This window comes from Streptomyces sp. NPDC047315 (assembly GCF_040643215.1).
In the GTDB taxonomy this organism is placed as follows: Bacteria; Actinomycetota; Actinomycetes; order Streptomycetales; family Streptomycetaceae; genus Streptomyces.
Map to the genome: position 1 here is coordinate 32,385 of NZ_JBEYTZ010000038.1, position 24,646 is coordinate 57,030.

Sequence of the window (24,646 nt, forward strand, 5' to 3'; positions counted from 1 at the left end):
AGGAGAGCACTCATGCATGACGTGATCGTGGTCGGCGCGCGGGTCGCCGGAGCGTCCACCGCCCTGTTGCTGGCCCGGGCCGGCTACCGGGTGCTGCTGCTGGAACGCAGCCGCACTCCCAGGGACACCCTGTCCACCCTCTACATCCACCAGCCCGGCGTGGCCGCGCTGCACCGGTGGGGCGTCCTCGACGACGTCGTCGACACCGGCACCCCCGCCCTGGACGAGGTCCGCTACCGCGTCGGCGACGTCTTCCTGAAGGGCTGCTCCTGGCCTGCCGACGGCATCGGCGCCGCCTACGCGCCCCGCCGCTACCTGCTGGACTCGATCCTCATCGAGCACGCCGTCGACGCCGGCGTGGAGTTCCGCGACAACACCTCCGTCAACGACCTGGTCCTTGAGGACGGCCGGGTCACCGGGGTGCGCATCGGCTCGGTGCGCGGCGGCGGCACCACCGTGGAGAAGGCCCGGCTCGTCGTCGGCGCAGACGGCATGCGCTCCACGGTGGCGGCCAAGCTGGACGTGCCCCTCGTCGTCGAGGACCCGACCTACACCTGCGCCTACTACACCTACTGGTCCGACCTGCCGCAGCAGTTCCGGCTGTTCGAGACCCGCGGCCACTGGGTGGGCACCATCCCGACCAACGACGGCGCCACGCTCGTGGCCGGCTACTTCCCCCAGGAGCAGTTCGCCGACGTGCGGGGCAACGCTCTGGAATCGCTGCTGGACTGCGTCGCCCGCACCGCACCCGAGGTGCGCGAGGAGATGGCGGACGGCCGGCAGTTGGAACGCGTCCACGGCACCGGCGACCAGCGCAACTTCTTCCGCCGGGCCGCGGGCGACGGCTGGGTCCTCGTCGGGGACGCCGGCCACCACAAGGACTCCATCACCGCCCGCGGCATCACCGACGCCTTCCGCCAGTCCCAACTGCTCGCCGACTGCATCGGCGACGGACTCCACGACCCCGGGCGCCTGTCCGCCGCCCTGGAGCAGTTCGCGGTGCGCCGCACCAACGTCCTGATGCCGGACTACCGCAGCACCCTGAAGACGGCCCGACTCGATGCACCGCCGCACCAGATCGAACTGCTGCGCGCGATCTCCACCAGCGAGGAGCTCACCGCACGGTACTTCGCCACGATGTCCGGCGTGTGCCCCGTCGACGAGTTCCTCACCCCCGAGATCCTCGACCGTCTGGCCGAGCCGATCGCCGCCTGACGCGCCGACCGAAAAGAGGGAAGGACGAGATGACCGACAGCACGAAACGAGCAGCGGCGCTGCTGGAGCACTGGCGCGACCGGCTCCACGACCGGCCCGCCCTGCGCCTGCCCGCCGACCACCCGAGGACCGGGACGCGCGTCGCGCCGCCGGCGCTGCACGCCTTCCAGGTACCCGCCGCAGCCACCGTGCCCCTGGCGGTGCCCGCAGCCGCACGCGGCGGCACCCTGGCCGACGCGTTGTTCACCGCGAGCCAGGTCCTGCTCTCGCGCCTCAGTCAGCAGCCGGACCTGCTGCTCGGGCTGGCGACGGACCACCAGCCCGGCCCGGTGCCGGTCCGCGCGACCGTGGACCCCGAACAGCCCTTCGTCGACCTGCTCGGTGCGAACGTGGAGCGGATCGCGGAAGCCGGCGCCCACCACGTGCCGTGGGCCACGCTGGCCCGGGAGCTGGGCGGGGAAGGAGCGCCGGCCCAGGCGGCCGTCACCTACCGCGACGCGCCCGGCGAGCCGGTGGTGGACCGCGCGGCGCACGAGCTGACGGTGGAGTTCACCCGCGGCGAGGACGGTGCCCTGGACGGCGTCCTCGCCTACGACCCGGCGCTGTTCGACGCCGCCACCGTCGCCCGCTTCGCCCGCGGCCTGCTGATCCTCCTCGAAGGCGCGGCCATGGAGCCGAGCCTGCCGGTGGGCCGGCTGCCGCTGCTCGACGAGGAGGAGTACCGCACGCTCACCTTCGACTGGGCGGTCAGGCCCGCCGGCCACGACCTGGCGCGCGGCGTGCACGAACTCGTCGGCGACCGCGCGCGCACCGGGCCGGGGGCCGTCGCCGTCGTCACCGAGGACGGCACCACCACGTACGGCGAACTCGACGCCCACGCCAACCGCATCGCGCACCTGCTGCTCGACCACGGCGTGCGCCCGGGCGCCTTCGTCGCGGTGTGCCTGCCCCGCGGCACCGAGCTGTTCGCCGCGCTCCTGGGCGTCCTGCGGGCCGGCTGCGCCTATCTGCCGCTCGACCCCGACTACCCGGCCGACCGGCTCTCGTACATGCTGGCCGACGCCGAAGCGCCGGTGTGCCTGACCGAGCGGCGACTGGCGGACCGACTGCCCGCCGGTGCCACGGAGATGATCTGCCTCGACGAACGCGCCGTCGACACCGCGACGCAGCCGGGCACGGCACCCGCGGTCACGGTCGGGCCGCGGGACGCCGCGTACGTCATCTACACCTCAGGCTCCACCGGCCGCCCCAAGGGCACCGTTGTCGAACACCGCTCCATCACCCGCCTGGTGGCCGGCGCCGACTACGTGTCCCTGCACGAGGACGACGTGGTCGCCCAGGGCGCCGACGCCACCTTCGACGCGGCCACCTTCGAGATCTGGGGCCCGTTGGTGGCCGGGGCCCGGCTCGTCGTCGTCGACAAGCACACCCTGCTCGACCCGACCGCGCTGATCGCGGCGCTGCGGCGGCACGAGGTGACGACCCTCTTCCTCACCACGGCCGTCTTCAACCAGGTCGTCGCGGCGGACCCGGCCGCCTTCTCGACGCTGCGCCACGTGCTGTTCGGCGGCGAGGCGGTCAACTCGGCCCGGGTGGCGCAGGTCCTGGCGGCGAGCCCGCCGCAGCGGCTGCTCCACGTGTACGGGCCCACGGAGACCACCACGTACGCCACCTGGCACGAGGTGCGCAGCGCGGACGGGAACCGCGCCGTGCCCATCGGCGGGCCGATCGCCGGCACCTCCGTGTACGTCCTGGACGAGCAGCTCAACCCCGTGCCCACCGGAGTGGTGGGGGAGCTCCACATCGCCGGCCCCGGCGTCGCCCGCGGCTACCTGGGCCGCCCCGACCTGACCGCCGAGCGCTTCGTGGACGACCCCTTCGGCGGCGACTCCGAGGACCGGATGTACCGCACCGGCGATCTGGTGCGGTGGCTGCCGGGCGGCGCCATCGAGTACGTCGGACGCGTCGACCACCAGGTCAAGGTGCGCGGCTACCGGATCGAGCCGAGCGAGATCGAACTCGTCCTCCAACAGCACCCGGACGTGGAGGCGTCGGTGGTGGTGGCCGTCGCCGACGGCGACCACAAGCGCCTGGTGGGCTACGTACGTCCGGTGGCCGGTCGCTCCCCGCGCCCGGCCGACCTGCGGGACTTCACCGGCGAGCAGCTCCCGGACTTCATGGTTCCGGCCGCCTTCGTCACCCTCGACGCGTTCCCGCTCACACCCAGCGGCAAGGTCGATCGCAAGGCGCTGCCGGCCCCGGCCTTCGGCGCGGAGGCGGAAGCCGGGGCGCCCGCATTCGGTGCGGCGTCGATGACCAGCACCGAACGCACGCTCACCGACATCTGGACGGAGGTCCTGCGCGTCCCGTCGGTGGGCTTGAGCGACAACTTCTACGAACTCGGCGGTGACTCCATCCTCGGCATCATGGTCGTCTCCAAGGCCCGCAAGGCCGGTCTGTCCATCACCGCCAAGGACGTGTTCCGGCGGCAGACCATCGCCGAACTGGCCCAGGTCGCCGCGGGCGCCGAGGTCTGAGACCACCTCCACGAGCCGAGCTCCGCGATCGTGAAGGGGAGGGCCGCTGCGGCCCTCCCCTTCACGATCGAGTTCCGGGGTGCGTTCACATGCCCGCTAGGACCAGCGCCGTCGTGCACACCGTCACCTCCGCCGGTCCTGCCGCGCTGCTGGCCTTCGACGACGCGTGCAACGGCGTCCAGTAGGTGCTGGAAGAGGCCGTGAGCCGGCGGGCCACCCCGGCGCGGTCGCTGAAACTCCTCGGCCACACCAGCGGACTCAAAGGGCACGTACTGCCCGTGCCCGTCGCCCGTGGCCGGCCGCGGCGCGCGAACGCCCCCTGCCCTCGGCATTTCGCAAGCCGTCCGCAACACACCGCCGATTCGCTGCTGTTGCGGGTGGATTACGCCCCCGGAGGTGTGATGTCTCCTGCGTGAAGTCCCGCCGCCCGGTACGAGGATCCGCTTCTGCGGCCGGGAGGGCCCGGGCACGTTCCGTCACACGGAGGCATCATGACGACGCGGACCAACCACCTCGAAGACGCCCCCACCACGCCGCCCGACACGGGACAGCTCCCCGGGGCGGGCGCCCGCCGGCCCGGTGGGCGCCCGGCGCAACGCGGCCGGGTTCTCACCACCAAGGTCGGGCTGCACCTTCCGCCCGGCATCGACTTCGAGGAGTGGGAGAGGACCGGCTGCCGGCTCTCCGGCATCGTGGACTCCTCCTCCTGGTGGCTCGGTGACTGGCTCGTCTACGGCAAGCGGCACTACGCGGACCGCTACCAGCGCGGCATCCGCGCCGCCGGGCTGAGCTACCAGACGCTGCGCAACTACGCCTGGGTGGCGCGGCGCTTCCCACCGGAGCGACGGCGCGAGGCCCTCACTTTCCAGCACCACGCGGAGATCACCTCGCTGCCCGTCACCGAACAGGACCGGTGGCTGGACCGGGCCGAGGAGAACGGCTGGACGACCAAGCAACTGCGGGGCGCGCTGCGGACCGCGCGGGCGGATGACGCGGAGGGCGCCGGAGACGCCGGGAGGACCTCCCTGCGCGCCGACCGCGGCGAAGAGCCGGTCCATCGGCTCGCCCTGACCGGCAGTCGGGTCGAGTGGTGGCACGAGGCCGCCCGGCGCTCCGGACTGGAGTTGGAGCAGTGGGTGACGCAGATCCTCGACCTGGCTGCGGGCGATGCGCTGGGCGGTGCCCGGAGTGCGGTCCCGGCCGGCGTCTGAACGCGCCCCCGGGGCCGGTCCGCTCACCGTCGCCACACGAGCCCCGTCCCTTCCTGCCAACGCACCCCACCCATCGGGCCCGTCCGCCCCGCCACCGTCGCCGCACCGGTCGCGGGGCGCGGCCCGCCCACCCCTGCCCACCCGCTCCCTCACCTCAATCCGCGTGCGGGCACGCCAGCCGGGCCATCAGCTCCGCGGACCCGCGGTGACCCGCGCTGTCCTCGCGCCCCGCGAACGAGCACCGCACCCGCTCCCGTACCTCCGCCGGCTGCTCCTGACTGAGCTTGAACATCCCCTCGGCCCCGACCACCGCGACGCGGAAGGCCCCGGCCGCGGGCGCGATCTTGCGGAAGTAGTCGAGCGAGCCGGTCATGTCCCAACCGGTGCCGAACCCCGCCTCGAAGGCGCGCACCGTGGACTTCACGACGTCCAGGGTCCCTGCCAGGTCCTCGATCTTCCGCACCACGCCGTGCACGTGGACCGAGGTGAAGTTCCATGTCGGCGCCGCCGGCTCCACCCCGTACACGCCGGGGGACACGTACCCGTGCGGCCCGGTGAAGACCAGGGTGATCTCGTCCCCGTCCCGGAGCGCCTTCCAGTGCGGATTGGCGCGGTTCATGTGCCCGAGCAGCACCCCGCCGGACAGGTCGGCGGACCAGGCGTCCGTCATGCCGGGGTCGGGTATCGCGGGAAGCGTGGTCACGAATGGACGCGCCCCCGACTCGCCGCTCGAAGCGGCGAGGGCCAGCGGATTGTGCACCATCAGGTCCACCATCCAGGAAACGTCCGGCTGACGGTAGAGGCTGGGAACGAACATGACGGGTCACCCTTTTCGAAATCTCCGACGGCTGATGTCCATCGACCATAAGCACGGTGTACGACGGACCGCCATGAAAACCGTGTGCGATGTCGGGCTGTCCCGTCGACAGGACAGCACCACCCGGCAAAAGGGCCGCATCGCTTGAAGGTGGCGACCGGCGGCCTTACGTTGTCGCTATCGGATTTCGGCGCGATTCCCGAAAGCGGCGCCACATCAGCTCAGATCGACTCGGCTCAGCTCAGCTCAGATCGGTTCTGCTGAGATCTGCTTTTCCGTCGGCATCGGCCCACAGGAGAAGCGGACACTCGTCCACTCCGAATTCACAGGAGAATTCACCATGGTCACCCGCCCCAACGAGTTCCACGAGGTCCACGACCTGGTCGGCATCGGCTTCGGTCCGTCCAACCTGGCACTCGCCATCGCGCTTGAGGAGCACCCGGCCAACACCCCCGAGCGCCCGCTGCGCGCGGCCTTCTTCGAGCAGCAGTCCTGCTTCGGCTGGCACCGCAACATGCTGCTGCCGTCGGCCACCATGCAGATCTCGTTCCTGAAGGACCTGGCCACCTTCCGCAACCCGGTGTCCCAGTACGGCTTCGTGCCCTACCTGCACGCCACGGGCCGGTTGGTGAAGTTCACCAACAACCAGGACTTCTTCCCGACCCGTCGGGAGTTCCACCAGTACCTGGAGTGGGCCGCGGCCTCCTTCCGGCACCAGGTGTCGTACGGCTCGCAGGTCACCGCGATCCGCCGGGCCGCCGCCCCGGAACACCAGGGGTGCCTGGAGGTGACGGCGCGCACCCAACGGGGCACCCGGGTGGCGGTGGCGCGCAACGTGGTCCTGTCGACCGGGCTGGTGCCCCGCCTGCCGAGCGGCGTCGTCCGCGACGAACGGGTGTGGCACAGCTCGGAGTTCCTGGCGAGGTTCGACGGCGCGGACGCCGCCGGCCTGCGGAGCGTCGCGGTCGTCGGCGCCGGCCAGAGCGCGGCGGAGATCACCGCCTTCTTCCACGACCGGCTGCCGCACGCGCAGGTCCACGCGATCCTGCCGTCGTACGGCTACTCGGTCGCCGACGACACCCCCTTCGCCAACCAGGTCTTCGACCCGGGTGCCGTCGACGAGTACCACCACGGCAGCGACCGGACCAGGGAGGCGTTCTGGCACTACCACCGGAACACCAACTACTCGGTCGTGGACGCCCACGTCATCCGTGACCTCTACCAGCGCACGTACACGGAGGAGGTGGAGGGCGCGCCGCGGCTGCACTTCCTCAACCTGACCAGGGTCAGGGAGGTCAAGAGGGCCGGTGACGGCACGGTCGTCCTGCTCGACTCGCTGCTCGACGGCCGTCCCGCCGAACTCGGCGTCGACGCCATCGTCTTCGCCACCGGCTACGACGCCCTCGAACCGGGGCGCCTCCTCGGCGACCTGGACCGCCACGTCCGGCGCGACGACCGGGGCCTGCACCGGGTGGCACGCGACTACCGGCTGGTCACGGCACCGGAACTGACGGCGGGCATCTATCTCCAGGGCGGCACCGAGCACACCCACGGACTCTCCTCCGCGTTGCTCTCCAACATCGCCGTACGCGGCGGGGAGATCGCCGACTCCGTCGTCAGCGGGCTGCCCCGACGCGAGCCGCCGCCCGCGCCGGGCCCCTCCGTGGCGGACCGGCTCCCGACGCCCGTCGACGTGCTCGCCCACGGAGCGGTCGGGTGAAGCCGGTCGGCCGCGGGCGGATCCGGCGCTGGACCGGCCCCGCCCACGGACGGGTCCGCGGCGGCTGCGCCGGGCGCGGACTCACGCAGTCGACGAGGACTGCCCGGCCATCGCCTCGCGCAGGCTCCTCGGGCGCAGGTCCGTCCAGTTCGCCTCGATGAAGTCCAGGCATTCCTGGCGGCCGTCCTCGCCGAACACCGACTTCCAGCCGGCCGGTATCTCGACGAAGGACGGCCACAGCGAATGCTGGTCCTCTTCGTTCACCAGCACGAAGAAGCGGCCGTCTGTGTCGTCGAACGGATTGCTGCTCATCATCCACTCCCCTTCAAGTGAGCCTTGAGCACTTCTTGAGGAAGTGCCCCCCGGTTTCCCGTGGGCCCCCGGGTGTCCCGTTGGACAGGACAGTGCAGCACCGGGCGGAATCTGGGAACGGCGTGCCCCCGGAAACCCGCTCTTTCTCCGGGAGGGCTGGACGGAACGTCAAGCTCCGGTCGACAGTGAAAAGCATCCACGTCCCCCGGGATCCGGTATCTGGGATTCGGCAACCGGGATTCGGGATTCGAGTCATTCCAGCGCTTCAGCAGCGCTTTTCACAAAGGAGTACAACCATGAGCGTCACGGCAGCCCGAGGCTTCACGGCCGCGGGCGTCGCAGCCGGGATCAAGAGCAACGGTGCTCTGGATCTGGCCCTGGTGGTCAACCACGGACCGCGCCGCGCCGCGGCCGGCGTCTTCACCGCCAACCGGGTCCAGGCCGCCCCCGTCCGCTGGAGCCGTCGGGTGCTGCACGCGGGAGAGGCGGACGCCGTCGTCCTCAACTCGGGCGGGGCCAATGCCTGCACCGGACCCGAGGGATACGAGGACACCCGCACCACCGCGCGGGCGGTGGCCGAGGCCCTGGGGCTGGCGCACGCCGACCGGGTCGCCGTCGCCTCCACCGGCCTGATCGGCGTCCGCCTGCCGATGGACGCCGTGACCGACGGCGTCGTCAAGGCCGCCGCCGGCCTCACCGAACACGGCGGCGAGGACGCCGCGATCGCCATCAAGACCACGGACACCGTGCACAAGACGGCCGTTGTCACGCGCGACGGCTGGACCGTGGGCGGCATGGCCAAGGGCGCGGGCATGCTCGCGCCGGGCCTGGCCACCATGTTGGCCGTCCTCACCACCGACGCCGACGTGGCCCCCGCCGCCCTGGACCGGGCGCTGCGCGGCGCGACCCGCCTCACCTTCGACCGCGTCGACTCCGACGGGTGCACGTCCACCAACGACACCGTGCTCCTGCTGGCCTCCGGCGATGCCGAAACCACCCCGGACGAGGCCGAGTTCGCCCGGGCCGTGCACGACGTCTGCGCCGAGCTCGCCCGACAGCTCGTCGGCGACGCCGAGGGCGCCTCCAAGGACATCCGGATCGAGGTCACCGGGGCCGCCTCCGATGACGACGCGGTGGACGTGGCCCGCGCCATCGCCCGCAACAACCTGCTCAAGTGCGCCGTCCACGGCGAGGACCCCAACTGGGGCCGTGTGCTCGCCGCCGTCGGCACCACCTCAGCCGCCTTCGAGCCCGACCGGATCGACGTCGCCATCAACGGGGTGACGGTGTGCCGGGCCGGTTCGCTGGGGGAGGACCGCGACCTGGTCGACATGACCGGCCGCGAGGTGCACATCACCGTCCGGCTCGCCGCCGGCGACCACTCGGCCGTCGTCTGGACCAACGACCTGACCGCCGAATACGTCCACGAGAACAGTGAGTACTCCTCATGACGAAGACGTCCGCCACAGCACGCCACGCCGCGAGCCCCCGTCGTTCCGCGAACGCCCCGGCCCTGCGGACGGTGCCCGCGCCGCGCGCCGCCGGCCGCACCGCCGCCCAGCCGAAGGCCGGCACCCTGGTCGAAGCACTGCCCTGGCTCGCCCGCCACCACGGCAAGACCGTGGTCATCAAGTTCGGCGGCAACGCCATGGTCGACCACGACCTGAAGACCGCATTCGCCCAGGACGTGCTGTTCCTGCGCCAGGCCGGCCTGAAGCCGGTCGTCGTGCACGGCGGCGGCCCGCAGATCAACACCCAGTTGGAGCGGCTGGGCCTGGAGTCGAAGTTCGCCGCGGGCCTGCGGGTCACCAGCGACGAGACGATGAACGTGGTCCGGATGGTGCTGGCCGGTCAGGTCCAGCGCGAACTGGTCGGGCTGCTCAACGCGCACGGCCCGCACGCGGTGGGCGTCACGGGCGAGGACGCCCGCCTGATGACCGCCGTCAAGTCGTACGCAGAGGTGGAAGGAGAACCCGTCGACATCGGCCGGGTCGGCGAGATCACCGACATCGACACCGGTCTCGTCCGCACCCTCCTGGACGGCGGCCGGATCCCGGTCGTCTCCTCCATCGCCCGCAGCGACGACCCCAAGGACGCCGCCGCCGGAGGCGTGTTCAACATCAACGCCGACACGGCCGCTGCCGCCCTCGCCGCCGCGCTCGACGCCGAGATGCTGCTCGTCCTGACCGACGTTCCGGGGCTGTACGCGAACTGGCCGCACGGCGAGGACGTCATCCCCCGGCTCACCGCCCGCGAGCTGGCGGGCATGCTCCCGCAGCTGAGCAGCGGCATGATCCCCAAGATGCGTGGCTGTCTGCACGCCGTCAGCAACGGAGTGCGCACCGCCCGGGTCATCGACGGCCGCGTCAAGCATTCGATCCTGCTGGAGATCTTCACCGACGAGGGCATCGGCACCATGGTCGTCCCGGACTCCCCGGACACACCGGAATCCCGGGCTTCCGGCGCTCACCAGGTCCCGCAGAACACCCGGGGCGCCCGGGATTCCGTGAAGACGTACCCGAAGGGGATCGCGGCATGAACCCGGAGCCGACCGCCACCACCCCCCTGTCACGGCGCCGCCAGGACGTCCTCACCGACACCTACGGGCCCGCCCGGCTGTCCCTGGAACGAGGCGAGGGCTGCACGGTCTGGGACACCGACGGCAACGCCTACCTGGACCTGCTCGCCGGCGTCGCCGTCAACGCCCTCGGCCACGCGCATCCGGCGGTCCTGCGGGCCGTCACCGAACAGGCCGCACGCCTCGGCCACGTATCCAACCTGTACGCCACCGGCCCCACCGTCGCCCTGGCGGAACGCCTCCTCGCCCTGGTCGGCCGCCCCGGCCGGGTCTTCTTCGCCAACTCGGGCGCCGAGGCCAACGAAACCGCCGTGAAACTCGGCCGGCTGACCGGCCGTCGGCACATGGTCGCTGCCCACGGAGGCTTCCACGGTCGGACGACCGGCGCCCTCGCCCTCACCGGACAACCCGCCAAGCGCGCCCCCTTCGCCCCCTTCCCTGGCGAGGTGACCTTCGTCCCCTACGGGGACGTGGCCGCCCTGGCGGAGTGCGTCACCGACCGGACCGCGCTGCTGGTGCTCGAACCCGTCCAGGGGGAGAACGGCGTGGTCGTGCCGCCCCCCGGCTACCTGCGCGCTGCCCGTGAGATCACCGCCCGCACCGGCACGCTCCTCGTCCTCGACGAGGTGCAGACCGGCATCGGCCGCACCGGCCACTGGTTCGCCTGCCAGGCCGAAGGCGTCACTCCCGACGTGATCACCCTGGCGAAGGGGCTCGGCGGCGGACTTCCGATCGGTGCCGCCCTCGCCCTCGGGCCCGCAGCCGACCTGTTCACCCCCGGCAGCCACGGCTCGACCTTCGGCGGCAACCCCGTGGTGTGCGCCGCCGCCCTCGCCGTCCTGGACACCGTCGAGGACACCGGTCTCCTCGACCACGTCAAGCGCGTCGGCGAGGAACTCCGCCGCGGCATCGAAGCCCTCGGCCACCCGTTGGTCGACCACGTGCGCGGCGCCGGCCTGCTCCTCGGAGTCGTCCTGACAGCTCCGCTCGCCGCCCGCGTGGAGCACGCAGCGCAGCAGGCTGGGCTGTTGGTGAACGCGGCCGTACCGGACGTCGTACGGCTCACCCCGCCGCTGGTCATCGGGCGCGACGAGGTGGCCGCCGTCCTCGACCGGCTGCCGGCCGTCCTCGACCGGGCGCAGCGCGCCGGCGGGTGAGGCGACCGTGCACCGCCACGACGGCCGCAACCACCGCGACAGCCTGAACCGCCGCGCCTGGGCCCGGGCCCGTAGAGCGGCCTATGACTTCGTCAGCAGACCGGCGCGCACCGCGCCGGAGCGACAGACCGCCATCCGACGGGGGAGCACACGATGACGTTGCGCGCAGCAGTGGCAGGGGCCAGCGGTTACGCCGGAGGGGAGGTTCTGCGACTCCTCCTGGGCCACCCCGAGGTGCGGATCGGCACGCTGACCGCCCACTCCCACGCCGGTCGTACGCTCAGCGACGTACAGCCGCACCTGCCCGCCCTCGCCTCCCGAACCCTGGAGCCGACCACGCCCGAGGCCCTCGCCGGACACGACGTGGTCTTCCTCGCCCTGCCGCACGGACAGTCCGCCGAACTCGCCGCCGCCCTCGCCCCCGACGTGCTGGTCCTCGACATGGGCGCCGACTTCCGGCTCAGGTCCGCAGCCGCGTGGGAGAAGTTCTACGGCAGCGCGCACGCCGGCACCTGGCCGTACGGCCTGCCCGAACTGCCCGGTGCGCGCGACGCGCTCGCCGGAGCCCGACGCGTCGCCGTCCCCGGCTGCTATCCGACTGCCGCCACCCTCGCGCTCCTTCCCGCCTACGCGGCCGGGTTGGCCGGCTCCGAAGCGGTGGTCGTCGCGGCCTCCGGTACCTCGGGCGCGGGCCGCGCCGCGAAGCCGTCCCTGCTGGGGTCGGAGGTGATGGGGTCCGCGAGCGCGTACGGCGCCGGGGGCGTCCACCGGCACACCCCCGAGATCGCCCAGAACCTCTCGGCCGTCGCGGGCGCCCCGGTCACCGTGTCGTTCACCCCCACGCTGGTCCCCATGCCGCGGGGGATCCTGGCGACGTGCAGCGTGCCGGCCCTGCCCGGCACCGACCCGACCGCCGTGCGCGAGGCGTACGAGAAGGTCTGGGCGGACGAGCCGTTCGTCCGGCTGCTCCCTGCGGGGCAGTGGCCGGCAACGGGCGCCGTCACCGGCTCCAACACGGTCCAGGTCCAGGTCGCCTACGACGAGGACGCCCGGCGCATCGTCGCCGTGAGCGCCATCGACAACCTGACCAAGGGCACGGCGGGTGGGGCGGTGCAGTCCATGAACCTCGCACTCGGGCTCGCCGAGACCACCGGACTTCCCGCCGCCGGCCTCGCCCCCTGACCCGGGCGCACCCACCCGCCAGGCCGCCATCCGCGGCGACCCCGTCACGACGCCCCACCCGCTGGCGTCGGCACTTGCGGCGCCCCATCCCGTGCGCCGCACCGGACGGGCGGGAGCCACCGGTCCACCCGAACCGGAGCTCCCGCTCCCTCCGTCCGACGTCGACCGGGACTTGAGTGCGGTGCGAGCGGTGGGCGACAAGCTGCCCACGTGCCGGTTCTCCGGACCGCTCCGGCGCGCGGCGCCGTCGTGCGCCTCGCGCGCAGGGGGGTGGGCCGGGGGTCGGCGCGAGCGGCCCGGTTGCGTGGCGCTGGTTCCGTCGAGCCCATGGGTGCGCCTGGGGGTGGCGAAGAGGTGCCGCAAGAATAAAAAACCGTACAAGCGGTTTGTTGATTTTCACGGGTCGTTTGGCATCATCCGATCCCGACGGGAGTCCCCACCATGGCAACGTTCCTCCACCACGTGGGCCGATGTGCATTCCGGAGGCGAGGGCTCACAGCGCTGCTGTGGTTACTGGTCCTCGTCGGTGCAGGAGTTGCGGCCTCTTCCGCCCCCACGCCCCCCGCCGACACCTTCTCCATGCCCGGCACGGAGTCACAGAAGGCTTTCGACCTGCTGGAGGAGAAGTTCCCGGCCGCCGGCGCCGACGGGGCCAGCGCGCGTGTCGTGATCCGCGCCCCCGAAGGGGAGCGGATCACCGCACCCGACAACAAGGCGGCCGTTGCCGACCTGGTCGCCGCACTGGGCAAGGACCCGAAGGTCTCCCGGGTCAGCGACCCCTTCACCGCCGGCGCGGTCAGCAAGGACGGCACCACCGCCTACGCCGTGGCCACCTACGAGGTGATCGCCACCGAACTCACCGGCAAGCAGCACGACGCCCTCGACGACGTCCTCGCGGGCGGCCGAGCGGCCGGTCTCACGGTGGAGGCCGGCGGCGACGCGGTGAAGGTCGACGCCAGCATGAGCGGCGCCGGCGAGAAGATCGGCCTGCTGGTCTCCGCTGTCGTCCTGGTGATGACCTTCGGCTCCCTGATCGCCGCGGGCATGCCGCTGATCACCGCGCTCATCGGGGTGGGCGTCGGCATCAGCGCCATCACCGCGCTGGGCACCACCCTCGGCCTCTCCTCGACCACGTCCACCCTGGCGATGATGCTCGGCCTCGCCGTCGGCATCGACTACGCCCTCTTCGTCGTCTCCCGCTACCGCTCCGAACTGCTGGAGGGCCACGACAAGGAGGAGGCCGCCGGGCGCGCGGTCGGAACCGCCGGCTCCGCGGTGGTCTTCGCCGGACTCACGGTCATCGTCGCCCTCGCCGGCCTGAGCGTGGTGAACATCCCCATGCTGACGAAGATGGGGCTGGCCGCCGCCGGCACCGTCGCCGTGGCCGTGCTCATCGCGATCACCCTGGTCCCCGCCCTCCTCGGCTTCGCTCCCGTCCGCGTGCTGCGCCGCCGCGACCGCAAGGCGTTCCGCGGCAAGCCGCTGTCGGACCGTCAGCAGCGCAAGGCGGCCAAGCGGGCCGCCAAGGCCGCCCGCAAGGCGGCCCCCAACCTCGGGGCGCGCTGGGCCGGCTTCGTGCTGCGCCACCCGGTGGCCGTGCTGCTGGTCGGCGTCGTCGGCCTCGGCGCCGTGGCCCTGCCTGCGGCCGACCTGGAACTCGGTCTGCCCGGCGAGGGCACGATGGCCACCGACACCACCCAGCGCCAGGCGTACGACATGCTGTCGGAGTCCTTCGGCGACGGCTTCAACGGGCCGCTGACGGTGACGGTCGAGTCCGACCGGGCGGCGCAGGTCGCCAAGGCCGTCGGCGAGCGGTTCGCCGATCAGGACGGGGTGGCGTCCGTCGCCCCGGCGACCGCCAACGAGGCCGGGAACACCGCGATCTTCAACGTCGTCCCGACCAGCGGCCCCAACGAGACCGCCACCGAGGACCTGGTCCGCTCCCTGCGCGACCTCGCCGGCGGCCTGGAGGGCGAACTCGGCGCCGAGGTCCTGATCACGGGTCAGACGGCCCTGTTCATCGACTTCTCACGCACCCTTGACGACGCGCTGCTGCCCTATCTCGGTCTGGTCGTGGGCCTCGCCTTCCTCCTGCTGATGGTGGTCTTCCGCTCGGTCCTGGTCCCGTTCAAGGCGGCCCTCGGCTTCCTCCTCTCGGTCGGCGCGGCCCTCGGCGCGGTCGTCGCGGTCTTCCAGAAGGGCTGGCTCGCGGACGTCTTCGGCATCGAGCAGCCCGGGCCCGTGATGAGCACCATGCCCATCTTGATGATCGGCGTGGTGTTCGGACTCGCCATGGACTACGAGGTGTTCCTGGTCAGCCGGATGCGCGAGGCGTACGCACACGGGGCCCGTCCCGGCGAGGCCGTGATCACCGGCTTCCGGTACGGCGGCCGGGTGGTCTCGGCCGCGGCGATCATCATGATCAGCGTCTTCTCCGGCTTCATCGCGGAGCAGAACGACCTGATCAAGATGATGGGGTTCGCCCTCGCGGCGGCCGTGCTCTTCGACGCCTTCGTCGTCCGCATGGCCATCGTCCCCGCGCTGTTCGCGCTGTTGGGGACCAAGGCGTGGTGGCTGCCGCGGTGGCTCGACGCGGTGCTGCCGAACCTGGACGTGGAAGGCGCGAAGCTGAGCCGGCATCAGGCCGCACCGTCCCACGGCCGCCGAAGCCGGCAGCGCGAACACGAACTCATCCACTGAACCGGGGGCGATGAGCCGTCGAGCCTCTGACCCCTTCGCCGATGGGGGCGAGCAGCTCGGTCCGTCCTCCCCCTTCCTTCCTCCTTCCCTTCGACTTCGGTGCCGCGCCGTGCGCCCCGGGACTCGTCCCCGGGCGCACGGCTCTTCTCATTGTTCTGGTGCTTCTCGTTCTTCTCGCACTTCCCGGGCGCGGGAGCTCCGATCGGCCCGGTCGGGCGGGTGGGGTGATTCCCATGTAACCCCGAGCCGCCGACAGTGCGCGAGCGACGTCGCAAGCCTGTGGATAACGTTATCCACAGGGGTCGCGGGCAGGGGGGTGTTCGCGGGACGGTCGTGGCATGAAAAAGCACGACGATGCCGCTGACGGCATGCAAACCCCGCGCACCGCGCACTCCCGACCCACCGCCCGCCCGACACACAGCACCGCCCCGCCCGCCGGCGTCGACATGGTCCTCGGCTCGATCGACGACGAGCAGATCACCCTGCGCGGCCCCGCCGAGCTCGCTGACGCCCTTCCGTATCTGTTGGGATATCACCCGACGGACTCCGTCGTCCTCGTGGCGCTGCACGGCAGCCGGGGCCGCTTCGGCGGGCGCGTGAAAGTCGGCATTCCGCGCTCTCCCGGCGAGTGGGAGTCGGTGTCGCGACAGCTCGCCGAGTGCCTGATCGACGAGAGCACGAGCCGCAGCGCCCGCCCCGACGGAATCGTCCTGTTCCTGTGTCAGGACCCGGCCGACGGCGGGGCGGGACGGTCCGTCGTCGAGCGGCTGCGGCCCTTGGCCCAACTCCTGCGCACCGCCTGCGGCGCACTCGACGTGCCCGTGTACGAGGCGCTGTGCATTTCGGACGGCCGCTTCTGGTCGTACTGCTGCCCCGACGAGCGCTGTTGTCCGCCGGAGGGCACGCCCCTGGTCCCGGCCGGCACCTCGGTCATGGCTGCCGCGGCGGCCTGCGCCGGGCTGCACGTACGGGGATCGCAGCGCGAGCTGGAAGCCGGGTTCGAGCCCTTGCCGTCCCCCGTGGCGGACGCCCAGCGCCAGGTGCTGGACGAGACGGGGTTCGACCTCGTGAGCCGCGTCCTGGGCCGCGGCGTCGAGCGCCGGCTGGTCCGCGACGAGACGATCGCGCTGGCGCGGGAGCTGATGGACCGTCTCGCCGGCGCCGGCGCGCCGCCACCCCCGTCCGGACGGGACGCCGCCGACGACCGGCTGGTCACCCACGCCGAAGCCGCCGCGATGATCTTCGGCCTCCAGGACCGTGAGACGAGGGACCGGGCCGCCGCGTGGATGGAGGGGGCGGACGCCGAGCCCGCGCTGAGGCTGTGGCGGGTGCTGGCGCGCCGCTGCGTCCACCCCTACAGCGATTACGCCGCCCCGGCGCTCACCCTGGCCGGCTGGGTCTCCTGGTCGACCGGCGACGAGCCGGCGGCACGGATCGCCCTCGGGCTGGCCCTGCGCAGGGACCCCGACTACGTCTTCGCACGTCTGCTGCACCAGGCGTGCAACGAAAACCTGGATCCGGAGCTGGTCCGCGGCTTCCTGCGCAACGGCGAGACGACGACGCCGGACCCCGACGCCGAACTCACGCCCGTGCCCACACCCACACCCGCGCCTGCGCCCGCGGGCAGGGGTACGGCGGGTAGCGACCGGCCGTCCCGTCGCGCCGTGCGACCGCCCACCGGGCGGCCCCAGGGGCGCACGGCCCCGAGGACCGCACCCCGCGCAAAGGACGGGCCCGCCCGCCGTGCCCGCGGAAAGGAGGAGGCGGCTGAGAGGGAGTGACGGCAGGTGCCCAAGGGGAGGCGGGGCCGCGGTGGCGAGGGGGAAGAAAGAGGCCGCAGCTACAAGCGAAAGGAGTGTTTATCGTCAGGCAGACGACTATGATCACGGTCATGTCTCCCTACGACCCGTCGGCCTTTCCCCCCTTTGCTGTCACCGTCGACCTGGTCGTGCTCACCGTGCGCCGGCACGCGCTGTGCACGCTGGTCGTGCGCCGCGGGGAGCCGCCGTTCCAGGGGCGGTGGGCGCTGCCCGGCGGGTTCGTGCGGGGGGACGAGGACCTGGCCGCCGCGGCGGCGCGCGAGTTGACCGAGGAGACCGGGCTGTGCGCCCACGACCCGGCTTCCTCGACCCCCGACGGGGGCGCCCATCTGGAACAGCTCGCGACCTACGGCGACCCGAAGCGCGACCCCCGGATGCGGGTCGTCAGCGTGGCCCACCTGGTGCTGGCGCCCGATCTGCCCGCACCTCGGGCCGGCGGCGACGCCAACAGCGCGCGCTGGGCGCCCGTCGCCGATCTACTCGGCCAGGACGGCGCGTTCGGCCGGGAGGACGAGGAGTCCGGCGCTGCCGTCGCCCTCGCCTTCGACCACGCGCGGATCCTGGCGGACGGGGTGGAGCGGGCCCGTTCCAAGATCGAGTACTCGTCCCTGGCCACCGCCTTCTGCCCGCCGGAGTTCACCGTCGGCGAGCTGCGGCGGGTGTACGAGGCGGTGTGGGGCGTGGCGCTCGACCCCAGGAACTTCCACCGGAAGGTGACGGGCACGCCCGGTTTCCTGGTGCCCGCCGGTGGTACGACCACCCGTCAGGGAGGCCGTCCGGCGCAGCTCTTCCGCGCCGGCGGGGCCACCTTGCTGAACCCTCCGATGCTGCGCCCGGACGTCTGAGGCCCTGACGTTCCAGCGTTCCAGGTCCTGGCGCCGGAAGCTGCCGCGTGCGGGAGCGGCGCGACGGGAACGCGCGTTGCGCGCAAGCTGCGCAGAATGTCTGAAATGTCGAGTTATCGTGCTGGTGCCGCACGCGCCGCGCGCGGCGTCCCTTCTGCGCCCCGCGAGAGAACGATGCTCCAGGCCATCGGATTGACCAGCGCCCCTCGGGGGGAACGCCCGCCCGCCCTCGACGACCTCACCTTCGAGGCCGACTCCGGTCGGGTCACGGCCCTCCTCGGCGGCCCCGAAGCGGGCAAGACGACCGCGCTGCGCCTGATGCTGGGCCTGGAGCCCGGACTCGGGGTCACGTACTTCCGCGGCAACCGCCTGCACCAGCTCGCCCATCCGGCGCGCGAGGTCGGCGCGTTGCTCGGGGACGTCCCCGGCCACCCCGCGCGGACGGCCCGCGGTCAGCTGCGCATGCTGTGCGCGGCGGCCGGGGTGCCCCTGGCCCGCGCGGACGAGTTGCTGGAGGTCGTCGGACTGGAAGGGGCGAAGGACGAACGGCTCGGCGCGCTGCCGCTCGGCATGGACCGACGGCTCGGGCTGGCCACCGCCCTCATCGGCGACCCGCAGACGCTCCTGCTCGACGAGCCGGCCAAGGGGCTGTCCCCGCGGGAGCAGGGCTGGCTGTACGGGATGCTGCGCCGCCACGCGGAGCGCGGCGGAACGGTCCTGTGCACCGTCGCCGACCCCAAAGAGGCCGTCCGGTTCGCCGACCGCGTCGTCACCGTCGACGCCGGGCGCCTGGTCGCCGACCAGGACGCCGTCGAGTTCGGCCGCACCCGGCTGCGGCCCCGCGTCGCCGTGCGCACCCCGCACGCCGTCCGCCTCGCCGACGTCGTCCACCGCGAGGCCCGCGCCGCCCGGCGCTCGGTGGAGGTGGTGACGGAGCCCGGCGGGGCGCTCTCGATCTACGGCAGCAGCTGCGCCGAGGTCGGCGAAGCGGCGTACCGCCACGGCCTGCTCGTCCACCGGCTCGTCGAAGAGACCCGGGACGCCGGCAGCGCGCCCGACGGCGAGCGGCCTCCGCAGCCGCAGGACGAGTCGGCGTCCGCCGCCCCCGCCCGCAAGAAGCGCCCGGGGGTCGACGGCATCAGCACCGCCCTTCCCGTGCCCCGCCCGATGACCGCCCCCGCGCGCCCCCTGCGGTACGAACTCCACCGCCTCCTCGGCGTGCGCACGGCCGCCCTGGTCGTCGGCGCCGCGCTGCTCGTCTCGGTCGGCCTCAGCCTGATGCTCGCCCGCTCCCAGCACACGCCGCTGCAAGACGCCGTGGCCGCCTGGCCCGACGTCCTGCCGCTGCCCCCCGCCGCCTTCGGCGCCGGCCTGATCGGCGCGCTCGCCTTCGGCGACGAGCACCGCTACCCCGCGCTGGCCGCCGCGCGCGGCACCGTGCCCCGCCGCGTCGGCCTGCTGCTCGCCAAACTCGCCGTCACGGCCGCCGCCGCCCTGCTGATCGCCCTGCTCGTTGCCGTCGCCGACCTCCAGGCCCTGCGCCTGCTCTACGGCCCCGACGCCACCGTCCTGCCCGGGAACTGGCCGGCGCTGGCCGCCGCCTGGGGCGGGCTCGCGGTCGGCTGCGCCTGGGCCGGCCTCCTCGCCGCGGGGACGTTCCGGGCGACCGCCGCGGGCGTGGCCGCCGTCCTCGCCGTACCGGTCGCCGTCGCCCCCCTCGTGCAGAAGGCGCTGAGCGCCCCCTCGGTGCGCTCCGTCGCCGGGCTGCCCGACCGGCTCAGGGACCTCGCCTGGGTGCAGCTGCCCCACCAGGCCGACATCTGGCTGATGGCGGGCGCCCGGCTGCTCACCCGCCCCGTCGGTGTGGCGCTGGCCCTCTCCCTGGCGGCGCTGGTCTGTGCGTACGCCGTCACCGGACTGCGCCGCAGGGTGCGGTGGTGACCCCGGCCCGGGCCGTCGAAGCCCCCGCCGCCCGGCCCGGTCCGGCGCGACCGTCGGTCACACCCTCGGATGATCGGGTCAGCTGACACTCGACTTCTCGGTGAAATGACCGCTTCTATCCGATAAGTCGTCAATTGTGGGGGAAGCGCCGATCACCCTTTCGTGTGCTTTTCACCAAAGACCTCAAGGCCCGTGGAGGGCGCGCCGACAAAGGATGCGTGAGCACCCTTGCCCAGACCATGATGACCGCCCGTCCCGCCGAGTCCGGCCTCGCCGGCCCGGGCGAAGTCGACCGATACCCCTACGCGGACTCCCACGCCCCCGACCGAGTCTCGCCGCCCGCATGGGACGGCCCCGAGGCAGAGTTGGGCCGCGCCGGACGTCGCGCCGCAGGCAGCCGGGGCCGTGGACTGCACGGCCAACTCGTCCAGCAGCTGGGCCAGATGATCGTCTCGGGGGACCTGGGCGCCGACCGCCCGTTGGTTCCCGAGGAGATCGGGCAGCGCTTCGAGGTCTCCCGCACCGTCGTGCGCGAGTCCCTGCGCGTCCTGGAGGCCAAAGGGCTGGTCAGCGCCCGACCGAACGTGGGCACCCGGGTCCGCCCGGTCAGCGACTGGAACCTCCTCGACCCCGACATCATCGAGTGGCGCGCCTTCGGGCCGCAGCGCGACGACCAGCGCCGTGAGCTGTGCGAGCTGCGCTGGACCATCGAGCCCCTGGCCGCCCGCCTCGCCGCGGGCCACGGCCGCGAGGACGTCCAGCAGCGCCTCGCCGACATGGTCGAGATCATGGGCCACGCCCTGGCCCAGGGGGACGGGATCACCTTCTCCCGCGCCGACAACGAGTTCCACACCCTGCTGATCCAGCTCGCGGGCAACCGCATGCTGGAGCACCTCTCCGGCATCGTCTCGGCCGCGCTCCAGGTCTCCGGCGGCCCCGTCACCGGCTGTGACCGGCCGAACGAGGTCACCCTGGCCCACCACGCCCGCATCGTCGAGGCCCTCGCCGCCGGCGACGCCCCGGCCGCCGAGTCCGCGATGCGCCAACTGCTCGTCGTCCACCCCGAGGTGGAGCGAGTGGTTCCCGCCCCGCGCGAGCACTGAACGCCGGGCCGTGGCGCCGGGCGTACGGGGGCGTACGCACACCGTGTCCGCGCCCTGCTCATGCCGCCGGATCCCAGGGGTCCGGCGGCATGGTTGCGCGGCGCACCGGCGCGGCACACTTGCAGGAGGAACATCCGATCCATCCGGTTTCGCGGCACTTGTCGTGTGACTCGGGCCACGCGGATTGTGCGTAACGCTCCGGGAAGCACCGCGATGACCTAAGAGGTGACAGCCGAGGAGGGAATACAGCCGCCGCTCGTGGCGCTGTGGAGTTCCGAGGTTGGTTCCGCCCGCGCCACCGGCACATCCGCAGCCCGGTGGTCGTCGGCTCCGGTCCGATCATGGGCTGAGCCGGAAGCCGTTCTCAATCGTTCCGAGAGGTTGTTCGTGTCGGCCAGCACATCCCGTACGCTCCCGCCGGAGATCGCCGAGTCCGAGTCTGTGATGGCGCTCATCGAGCGGGGAAAGGCTGATGGGCAGATCGCCGGCGATGACGTGCGTCGGGCCTTCGAGGCTGACCAGATTCCGCCAACCCAGTGGAAGAACGTTCTCCGCAGCCTCAACCAGATTCTTGAGGAAGAGGGTGTGACGCTGATGGTCAGTGCCGCAGAGTCGCCCAAGCGCTCCCGCAAGAGCGTTGCTGCGAAGAGCCCGGCGAAGCGCACCGCCACCAAGACCGTCGCGGCCAAGACGACGCGCGCGAAGACCGTCGCCGCCACGGCCGCGCCGACGGCCGAGACCGTCGACGTGCAGGCCGGCGACGAGTCCGCCGTGAGCCCCGCCAAGAAGGCCGCCGCCAAGAAGACGGCGGCGAAGAAGACGGCGGTCAAGAAGACCGCCGCGAAGAAGACCGCGGCCAAGAAGACCACGGCCAAGAAGGACTCCGACGAGCCCGTCGACACCGACGAGCTGATGGACGACGTCCAGCCCGGCAAGGGCGAGGACGAAGAGGCCGAGGGCGAGAGCAAGGGCTTCGTGCTGTCCGACGAGGACGAGGACGACGCTCCCGCGCAGCAGGTCGCGGTCGCCGGCGCCACGGCCGACCCAGTCAAGGACTACCTGAAGCAGATCGGCAAGGTCCCCCTCCTCAACGCCGAGCAGGAAGTGGAGCTGGCCAAGCGCATCGAGGCCGGCCTCTTCGCCGAGGACAAGCTGGCGAACGCCGACAAGCTGGCCCCCAAGCTCAAGCGCGAGCTGGAGATCATCGCCGAGGACGGCCGGCGCGCCAAGAACCACCTGCTGGAGGCCAACCTCCGGCTCGTGGTCTCCCTGGCCAAGCGCTACACCGGCCGCGGCATGCTCTTCCTGGACCTGATCCAGGAGGGCAACCTGGGCCTGATCCGCGCCGTCGAGAAGTTCGACTACACCAAGGGCTACAAGTTCTCCACGTACGCCACCTGGTGGATCCGGCAGGCGATCACCCGCGCCATGGCCGACCAGGCCCGCACCATCCGCATTCCGGTGCACATGGTCGAGGTCATCAACAAGCTCGCGCGCGTGCAGCGCCAGATGCTCCAGGACCTGGGCCGCGAGCCCACGCCGGAGGAGCTGGCCAAGGAGCTCGACATGACCCCGGAGAAGGTCATCGAGGTCCAGAAGTACGGTCGCGAGCCGATCTCCCTGCACACCCCGCTGGGCGAGGACGGCGACAGCGAGTTCGGCGACCTGATCGAGGACTCCGAGGCCGTGGTCCCGGCCGACGCGGTGAGCTTCACGCTGCTCCAGGAGCAGCTGCACTCCGTGCTGGACACCCTCTCCGAGCGCGAGGCCGGCGTGGTCTCCATGCGGTTCGGCCTGACCGACGGTCAGCCGAAGACGCTGGACGAGATCGGCAAGGTCTACGGGGTGACGCGTGAGCGCATCCGGCAGATCGAGTCGAAGACGATGTCGAAGCTGCGCCACCCGTCGCGGTCCCAGGTCCTTCGCGACTACCTCGACTGACCCGACCGAAGCGAGCGTGTCGAAGGCCGGACCCCACAAGGGGTCCGGCCTTCGACGTGAGGGGTGTCCGGCCTTCGTCGTGGCGCCGTTTCCGTCGCGGTGCGTACGGCTGGCACAGGTGTGCGTCAGCTCCGTGCGGTGCGAGGGTGCGCGCGACGGGGTACTGACTGACGCTGAGTGGTGAAGTCGTCCACGCAGAGTCAGGAGAACGCATGCGCCCTTCCCTTGTCCGAGCCCTGACGGGAGTGCTCGCCCTGGTCACCACCGGAGCCGTGGCGCCACTTGCCTCGTCCGCGCCGGCAGCGGCCGACAGCATCGTCGTGGGCGGCTTCCCGGTCCAGGTCTCCGATACGCCGTGGGTCGTCGCCCTCGCGAGCCGTGACCGGTTCGGGGGAACGCGGGCGGGCCAGTTCTGCGGCGGTGTGGTGGTCGCCCCGAACAAGGTCATGACGGCCGCGCACTGCCTGAGCCGGAACGTGCTCGGCGGGCCCGTCAGCGGCGTGAAGGACCTGCGGGTGATCGTGGGGCGCACCGAGCTCGCCTCCTCCGACGGGCAGGAGGTCGCGGTGAGCGGCCACTGGATCACGCCGCAGTACGACGCCGGGACGAACAGCTCGGACCTGGCGCTGCTGACGCTGGCGGAGGAGCTGCCGGCGTTCCGGGTGCTGCCGGTGGCCCCGGCAGGCGATCCCGCGTACGAGCCGGGGACGCCGGCGAAGGTGTACGGCTGGGGCGACACGGAGGGCGACGGCAGCTATGCGTCGGCGCTGCGGGCGGCGGACGTCGACGTACTCGCGGACCGCAACTGCGAGCGGGCCTATCCCGGGGGTCTGAACGGGCGCTACGCGGCCGACACGATGCTCTGCGCGGGAACGTCCGAGGGCGGCCGGGACGCCTGCCAGGGGGACAGCGGCGGGCCCCTGGTGGCCCGCGGGAAGCTGATCGGGCTGGTGTCGTGGGGGAGCGGCTGCGGAAGGGCGGAGAGCCCCGGTGTCTACACCCGGGTCTCGTCCGTGCCGCTGCCGTAGGAGCGCCTCAGGGGGCGCTACGGGGGCCCTGGGCGTACGGATACGGCCTCGGGCGGGTGCTCGGTGTGTGTCTGGGGTCTGCGTGATCCGGGCGTCCGTGTGCGGGCGAGGGCCGTTACGGTCGCGCAGCGGGATACGCGAGCGGGCGGTCACCCTTGAGGATCAAGGGTGACCGCCCGTCGGCCGGTCCGGGACCGACCTTGGCTCGTCGTGGATGCGAGGTGTCAGTGATCCTCATCTCCGACGCGGGCCGGTACGGCCGTGAGTCGGTCGGTCTCATCCTGTATTTCCGCGGCGATCTTCTTGAGTTCCGGCTCGAACTTGCGTCCGTGGTGGGCGCAGAAGAGCAGTTCACCGCCGCTGGTCAGGACGACGCGCAGGTATGCCTGGGCGCCGCAGCGGTCACAGCGGTCAGCGGCCGTCAGCGGGCTCGCGGGTGTCAGAACAGTAGTCACGTCGCCTCTTCTCTAGCTCGACGAGCTGTCGTACCAGGGTCAACATCCAACCAGCCCGAAAACGTTCCCGCTCGGGGCTTTTCC

At 72.3% G+C, this 24,646-nt stretch carries 18 protein-coding genes; 15 read left to right on the forward strand and 3 right to left on the reverse strand.

Annotation, left to right across the window (positions count from 1 at the left end; all coding sequences use genetic code 11):
- Positions 1–12 precede the first annotated feature (12 nt).
- The 3 genes from ABZ842_RS32680 to ABZ842_RS32690 all read left to right on the forward strand — a co-directional run bounded on the left by ABZ842_RS32680 (position 13) and on the right by ABZ842_RS32690 (position 4,963).
- On the forward strand, positions 13–1,215 hold the full coding sequence (locus tag ABZ842_RS32680; RefSeq protein WP_361545150.1) for an NAD(P)/FAD-dependent oxidoreductase: 1,203 nt from the start codon (positions 13–15) through the stop codon (positions 1,213–1,215).
- A 29-nt stretch (positions 1,216–1,244) separates the two neighbouring features.
- The gene (locus ABZ842_RS32685) at positions 1,245–3,752 is read left to right on the forward strand and encodes an amino acid adenylation domain-containing protein (RefSeq protein WP_361545153.1); all 2,508 of its coding nucleotides are present in this window, start codon (positions 1,245–1,247) and stop codon (positions 3,750–3,752) included.
- Positions 3,753–4,243: 491 nt separating this feature from the next.
- On the forward strand, positions 4,244–4,963 hold the full coding sequence (locus ABZ842_RS32690; RefSeq protein ID WP_361545155.1) for an LmbU family transcriptional regulator: 720 nt from the start codon (positions 4,244–4,246) through the stop codon (positions 4,961–4,963).
- 154 nt (positions 4,964–5,117) lie between these two features.
- Here the strand turns inward: ABZ842_RS32690 and ABZ842_RS32695 are convergent, their stop codons facing one another.
- A complete protein-coding gene (locus tag ABZ842_RS32695; RefSeq protein WP_361545158.1) occupies positions 5,118–5,780 on the reverse strand; it encodes an FMN-binding negative transcriptional regulator in 663 nt (220 codons plus the stop codon).
- 340 nt (positions 5,781–6,120) lie between these two features.
- Here ABZ842_RS32695 and ABZ842_RS32700 point away from each other — a divergent pair, with 340 nt between their 5' ends.
- On the forward strand, positions 6,121–7,500 hold the full coding sequence (locus tag ABZ842_RS32700; protein WP_361545161.1) for a SidA/IucD/PvdA family monooxygenase: 1,380 nt from the start codon (positions 6,121–6,123) through the stop codon (positions 7,498–7,500).
- An 81-nt stretch (positions 7,501–7,581) separates the two neighbouring features.
- Here ABZ842_RS32700 and ABZ842_RS32705 read toward each other — a convergent pair whose 3' ends face one another.
- Positions 7,582–7,812 carry an MbtH family protein gene (locus ABZ842_RS32705; protein WP_361545246.1) on the reverse strand — a complete coding sequence of 77 codons (231 nt, stop codon included), beginning with the start codon at positions 7,810–7,812 and terminating at the stop codon, positions 7,582–7,584.
- Positions 7,813–8,108: 296 nt separating this feature from the next.
- Between ABZ842_RS32705 and argJ the strand changes: the two genes are divergently transcribed.
- From argJ to ABZ842_RS32760, 11 genes are all read left to right on the forward strand, one after another.
- Complete coding sequence (gene argJ, locus ABZ842_RS32710) at positions 8,109–9,263, forward strand: bifunctional glutamate N-acetyltransferase/amino-acid acetyltransferase ArgJ (protein WP_361545163.1); 1,155 nt, start codon at positions 8,109–8,111, stop codon at positions 9,261–9,263.
- On the forward strand, positions 9,260–10,351 hold the full coding sequence (argB, locus tag ABZ842_RS32715) for an acetylglutamate kinase (RefSeq protein ID WP_361545165.1): 1,092 nt from the start codon (positions 9,260–9,262) through the stop codon (positions 10,349–10,351). Before argJ ends, argB begins: the two co-directional genes overlap by 4 nt.
- The gene (locus ABZ842_RS32720) at positions 10,348–11,547 is read left to right on the forward strand and encodes an acetylornithine transaminase (RefSeq protein ID WP_361545168.1); all 1,200 of its coding nucleotides are present in this window, start codon (positions 10,348–10,350) and stop codon (positions 11,545–11,547) included. The genes argB and ABZ842_RS32720 overlap by 4 nt, the downstream gene beginning before the upstream one ends.
- A 153-nt stretch (positions 11,548–11,700) precedes the next feature.
- Entirely contained in the window at positions 11,701–12,729 is a 1,029-nt protein-coding gene (gene argC / locus ABZ842_RS32725; protein ID WP_361545171.1) for an N-acetyl-gamma-glutamyl-phosphate reductase, read from the forward strand.
- 441 nt (positions 12,730–13,170) lie between these two features.
- A complete protein-coding gene (locus tag ABZ842_RS32730; RefSeq protein ID WP_361545174.1) occupies positions 13,171–15,429 on the forward strand; it encodes an MMPL family transporter in 2,259 nt (752 codons plus the stop codon).
- A 446-nt stretch (positions 15,430–15,875) separates the two neighbouring features.
- Positions 15,876–17,210 (forward strand): DUF4192 domain-containing protein, encoded by a 1,335-nt coding sequence (locus ABZ842_RS32735; protein WP_361545248.1) that lies wholly within the window; start codon positions 15,876–15,878, stop codon positions 17,208–17,210.
- A 110-nt stretch (positions 17,211–17,320) separates the two neighbouring features.
- The gene (locus tag ABZ842_RS32740; RefSeq protein ID WP_361545177.1) at positions 17,321–18,094 is read left to right on the forward strand and encodes an NUDIX domain-containing protein; all 774 of its coding nucleotides are present in this window, start codon (positions 17,321–17,323) and stop codon (positions 18,092–18,094) included.
- A gap of 174 nt (positions 18,095–18,268) precedes the next feature.
- Positions 18,269–20,035 (forward strand): ATP-binding cassette domain-containing protein, encoded by a 1,767-nt coding sequence (locus ABZ842_RS32745; protein ID WP_361545251.1) that lies wholly within the window; start codon positions 18,269–18,271, stop codon positions 20,033–20,035.
- Positions 20,036–20,253: 218 nt separating this feature from the next.
- Positions 20,254–21,138 carry an FCD domain-containing protein gene (locus tag ABZ842_RS32750; protein WP_361545180.1) on the forward strand — a complete coding sequence of 295 codons (885 nt, stop codon included), beginning with the start codon at positions 20,254–20,256 and terminating at the stop codon, positions 21,136–21,138.
- Between the two features lie 387 nt (positions 21,139–21,525).
- Positions 21,526–23,079: an RNA polymerase sigma factor gene (locus ABZ842_RS32755; RefSeq protein WP_361545183.1), complete on the forward strand. Its 1,554-nt coding sequence runs from the start codon at positions 21,526–21,528 to the stop codon at positions 23,077–23,079.
- 212 nt (positions 23,080–23,291) lie between these two features.
- Complete coding sequence (locus tag ABZ842_RS32760; RefSeq protein WP_361545186.1) at positions 23,292–24,107, forward strand: serine protease; 816 nt, start codon at positions 23,292–23,294, stop codon at positions 24,105–24,107.
- 224 nt (positions 24,108–24,331) lie between these two features.
- Here the strand turns inward: ABZ842_RS32760 and ABZ842_RS32765 are convergent, their stop codons facing one another.
- Positions 24,332–24,562, reverse strand: coding sequence for a hypothetical protein (locus tag ABZ842_RS32765; protein WP_361545189.1), 231 nt, complete (start codon positions 24,560–24,562; stop codon positions 24,332–24,334).
- Between the last annotated feature and the right edge of the window lie 84 nt (positions 24,563–24,646).

What these genes read in the sequence shown, in the direction of transcription:
- argJ (WP_361545163.1), top strand. Translation starts at nt 8,109, where the DNA reads ATGAGCGTCACGGCAGCCCGAGGCTTCACGGCCGCGGGCGTCGCAGCC.
- ABZ842_RS32740 (WP_361545177.1), top strand. Translation starts at nt 17,321, where the DNA reads ATGTCTCCCTACGACCCGTCGGCCTTTCCCCCCTTTGCTGTCACCGTC.
- ABZ842_RS32705 (WP_361545246.1), bottom strand. Translation starts at nt 7,812, where the DNA reads ATGAGCAGCAATCCGTTCGACGACACAGACGGCCGCTTCTTCGTGCTG.
- argC (WP_361545171.1), top strand. Translation starts at nt 11,701, where the DNA reads ATGACGTTGCGCGCAGCAGTGGCAGGGGCCAGCGGTTACGCCGGAGGG.
- ABZ842_RS32685 (WP_361545153.1), top strand. Translation starts at nt 1,245, where the DNA reads ATGACCGACAGCACGAAACGAGCAGCGGCGCTGCTGGAGCACTGGCGC.
- argB (WP_361545165.1), top strand. Translation starts at nt 9,260, where the DNA reads ATGACGAAGACGTCCGCCACAGCACGCCACGCCGCGAGCCCCCGTCGT.
- ABZ842_RS32735 (WP_361545248.1), top strand. Translation starts at nt 15,876, where the DNA reads ATGGTCCTCGGCTCGATCGACGACGAGCAGATCACCCTGCGCGGCCCC.
- ABZ842_RS32760 (WP_361545186.1), top strand. Translation starts at nt 23,292, where the DNA reads ATGCGCCCTTCCCTTGTCCGAGCCCTGACGGGAGTGCTCGCCCTGGTC.
- ABZ842_RS32695 (WP_361545158.1), bottom strand. Translation starts at nt 5,780, where the DNA reads ATGTTCGTTCCCAGCCTCTACCGTCAGCCGGACGTTTCCTGGATGGTG.
- ABZ842_RS32730 (WP_361545174.1), top strand. Translation starts at nt 13,171, where the DNA reads ATGGCAACGTTCCTCCACCACGTGGGCCGATGTGCATTCCGGAGGCGA.
- ABZ842_RS32745 (WP_361545251.1), top strand. Translation starts at nt 18,269, where the DNA reads ATGCTCCAGGCCATCGGATTGACCAGCGCCCCTCGGGGGGAACGCCCG.
- ABZ842_RS32680 (WP_361545150.1), top strand. Translation starts at nt 13, where the DNA reads ATGCATGACGTGATCGTGGTCGGCGCGCGGGTCGCCGGAGCGTCCACC.
- ABZ842_RS32720 (WP_361545168.1), top strand. Translation starts at nt 10,348, where the DNA reads ATGAACCCGGAGCCGACCGCCACCACCCCCCTGTCACGGCGCCGCCAG.
- ABZ842_RS32690 (WP_361545155.1), top strand. Translation starts at nt 4,244, where the DNA reads ATGACGACGCGGACCAACCACCTCGAAGACGCCCCCACCACGCCGCCC.
- ABZ842_RS32700 (WP_361545161.1), top strand. Translation starts at nt 6,121, where the DNA reads ATGGTCACCCGCCCCAACGAGTTCCACGAGGTCCACGACCTGGTCGGC.